The sequence below is a fragment of the Brevundimonas sp. genome (genome assembly GCF_016463485.1).
Lineage (GTDB): Bacteria > Pseudomonadota > Alphaproteobacteria > Caulobacterales > Caulobacteraceae > Brevundimonas.
In genome coordinates this window covers 1-2711 of record NZ_JAEMRD010000238.1, presented here as the reverse complement: position 1 = coordinate 2711, position 2711 = coordinate 1, and the positions used below count along the sequence as shown (strand labels likewise).

At 67.8% G+C, this 2711-nt stretch carries 3 protein-coding genes and 1 pseudogene; all 4 read left to right on the top strand.

The features are described from left to right. Positions 1 to 809 (top strand): rod shape-determining protein (locus JHC99_RS18410; RefSeq protein WP_292156142.1); only part of this gene is annotated, 809 nt, incomplete at its 5' end. A 91-nt stretch (positions 810 to 900) separates the two neighbouring features. Further along, a complete protein-coding gene (gene mreC, locus JHC99_RS18405; RefSeq protein WP_292156141.1) occupies positions 901 to 1899 on the top strand; it encodes a rod shape-determining protein MreC in 999 nt (332 codons plus the stop codon). Beyond that, positions 1896 to 2420 (top strand): hypothetical protein, encoded by a 525-nt coding sequence (locus JHC99_RS18400; RefSeq protein ID WP_292156139.1) that lies wholly within the window; start codon positions 1896 to 1898, stop codon positions 2418 to 2420. Before mreC ends, JHC99_RS18400 begins: the two co-directional genes overlap by 4 nt. Next, a pseudogene (locus JHC99_RS18395) lies at positions 2417 to 2711 on the top strand (penicillin-binding protein 2); the annotation flags it as partial. The gene JHC99_RS18400 and the pseudogene JHC99_RS18395, both read left to right, overlap by 4 nt.

The following is a 2711-nucleotide window of genomic DNA, read 5'->3' as shown; positions in this document are numbered from 1 at the left end:
TCATCGCCGACTTCGAAGTCGCCGAAGAGATGATCAAGCACTTCATCCGCAAGGTGCATAACCGCCGCGGCTTCGTGAACCCCAAGATCATCGTCTGCGTGCCGTCGGGTGCCACGGCGGTCGAGCGTCGCGCGATCAACGATTCCTGCCTGAACGCCTCGGCGCGTCGTGTCGGCCTGATCGACGAGCCCATGGCCGCCGCGATCGGTGCCGGCCTGCCCATCCACGAGCCCACGGGTTCGATGGTCGTCGACATCGGCGGCGGCACCACCGAGGTCGCCGTCCTGTCGCTGTCGGGCATCGTCTATTCCAAGTCGGTCCGCGTCGGCGGCGACAAGATGGACGACTCGATCATTAGCTACATGCGCCGCAACCATAACCTGCTGATTGGCGAGACCACGGCCGAGCGGATCAAGAAGGACATCGGCACCGCCCGTATCCCCGCCGACGGCGAGGGTCTCTATATCGAGGTCAAGGGTCGCGACCTGATGCAGGGCGTGCCGCGCGAAGTGCGCATTTCGGAACGCCAGGCCGCCGAGGCTCTTGCCGAACCGGTGGCCCAGATCATCGACGCGGTGAAGGTGGCCCTCGAAGCCACGCCGCCGGAACTGGCCGCCGACATCGCCGACAAGGGCATCATGCTGACGGGTGGCGGGGCTCTGTTGCGTGGCCTGGATGCGGAAATCCGCGATCACACCGGCCTTCCGGTCTCGGTCGCCGACGATCCGCTGTCCTGCGTGGCCATCGGCTGCGGCCGGGTGCTGGAGCACCCGCGCTGGATGAAGGGCGTCCTCGACTCCGCCCTCTAATCTCGTTCCCAAAGGGCGCGAATTTTGCAATAGGCTGCGATATCGGCGGGTGGCGTCCCGCTGATTCCACACCCTTACCGGAAAGGCTGCCGTGGCGTTTCGCGACGGACCGTTCGAAAAAGTCAAAGTCCCGCTGGCATGGACCGCCGCGGTCGCGGTCGTCGTTGCCCTGGCCGCGTCCGTCATCCTGATCGTCAGCGACCGTCGCGGCGGGGAGGGTGGTGACACCTATGCACCCGTCCGGGCCGGGTTCGACTCTGGCGTGGGGCCGGTCAACGGCGTGCTGGCGGCCCCCGTGCGCTGGGCCGGCAGTCTGAGCGACGGGGTCCGGGGCTATTTCTTCGCCGTGTCCGAGAACCGCAAGCTCAAGCGTCAGCTGGCCGAGCTGGAGCCGTGGCGGGACCAGGCCATCGCGCTGAAGAACGTCAACGCCCGCTACGAGGCCATGTTGGGCCTGCGGACCGAACCGCCCGTCGACATGGTCACGGCGCGGTCGATCTCCGACGCGCGTGGGCCATTCGCCAACGCCAGACTGATCGACGCCGGCGCCGCCAAGGGCGTCCACATCGGCAACCCCGTCATCAACGAGCAGGGCCTGGTGGGGCGCATCACGGGCACGACCGGCAACGTCAGCCGGATGCTGCTGCTGACCGACGTGGCCAGCCGGACACCGGTGCTGATCGACCGCACCGATGCGCGGGCCATGCTGACCGGCGACGGCAGCGGCAATCCGCGTCTCGAATACATCCGGGGCGTCGGCGCGCTTCAGGCCGGGGACCGGGTGCTGTCGTCCGGCGACGGCGGCGGTATTCCGCGAGGCGTGCCGATCGGGGTCGCGGCCAAGGGGATCGACGGCACCTGGCGGGTCAAGCTGTTCAGCGACCGTGGCGCCATCGACTATGTCCGGGTCATGCTGTTCCAGGATTTCGGCCAGCTGGTGAATCCCGAGTCGCTGAACGCCGCGCCGCTCGCCGGCCTTGCGTCCGCACCTGCGCCCAGCGCGACCCAGGCCGCCGCGATCGGCGATGCCGCCGCCCGCCGCGCCGCCGCGCCGGATCCTACCCCTGCTCCGGCCGGAGCGCCCCGGTGAGACGGGCGGCTACGGTCCGTGTCGTCGGCCCGCTGCAATGGATCGTCTATCCGGCGCTGATCGTGGTCGCCCTGTCGATCGTGCTGGCGACGCCGGTCGAGCTGTTCGGGCTGAAATTGCCTGAGCCGATCCTGCCTATGGTCCTGGCCTTCGCCTGGCCCCTTATCCGGCCGTCGATGATCGCACCCCTCGTCCTGCTGTTGCTGGGCCTGTTCGTCGACCTGCTGCTGGCCGGCGCGCAGCCGCTCGGCGTGTGGTCGCTGAGCCTGCTGGTCGTCTACGGGGTCGTGCTGGCCGCGCGGAACCTGCTGGCGGGGCAGGAAACCCAGATCCTGTTCATCTGGTACGCCTGTTGTACCCTGCTGGCCTTTCTTCTGACCTATCTGATCGTCAGCATCCAGCCCGCGAACGCGCCTAGCATCCTGTCTCTGTTCGGTCAGATGATCCCGACCCTGCTTCTGTTTCCGATCGCCAACTGGATGATCGAACGGTTCGACGACGGCGATATGCGGCTGCGATGAGCAACGAGCCCTCGATATTCTTTTCGGACGTCAACGAGCGTCAGGGGTCGTTCCTGCGCCGGACCTTCGTGGTCGGCGGGGCGACAGCTCTGGGCGTCGCGGCCCTGACCGCTCGACTGGCCCAGCTGCAGGTCGTACAGGCCCAGGAGTATTCCACCCTCGCCAGCGAGAACCAGTTCAACTTCCGTCTGGTGCCGCCGCCGCGCGGGCGGGTGCTGGACCGCAACGGGGTGGTGATCGCCGGCAACCGGCCCAGCTTCCGCGTCCTGGTCGTGCGCGACGAGACCAAGG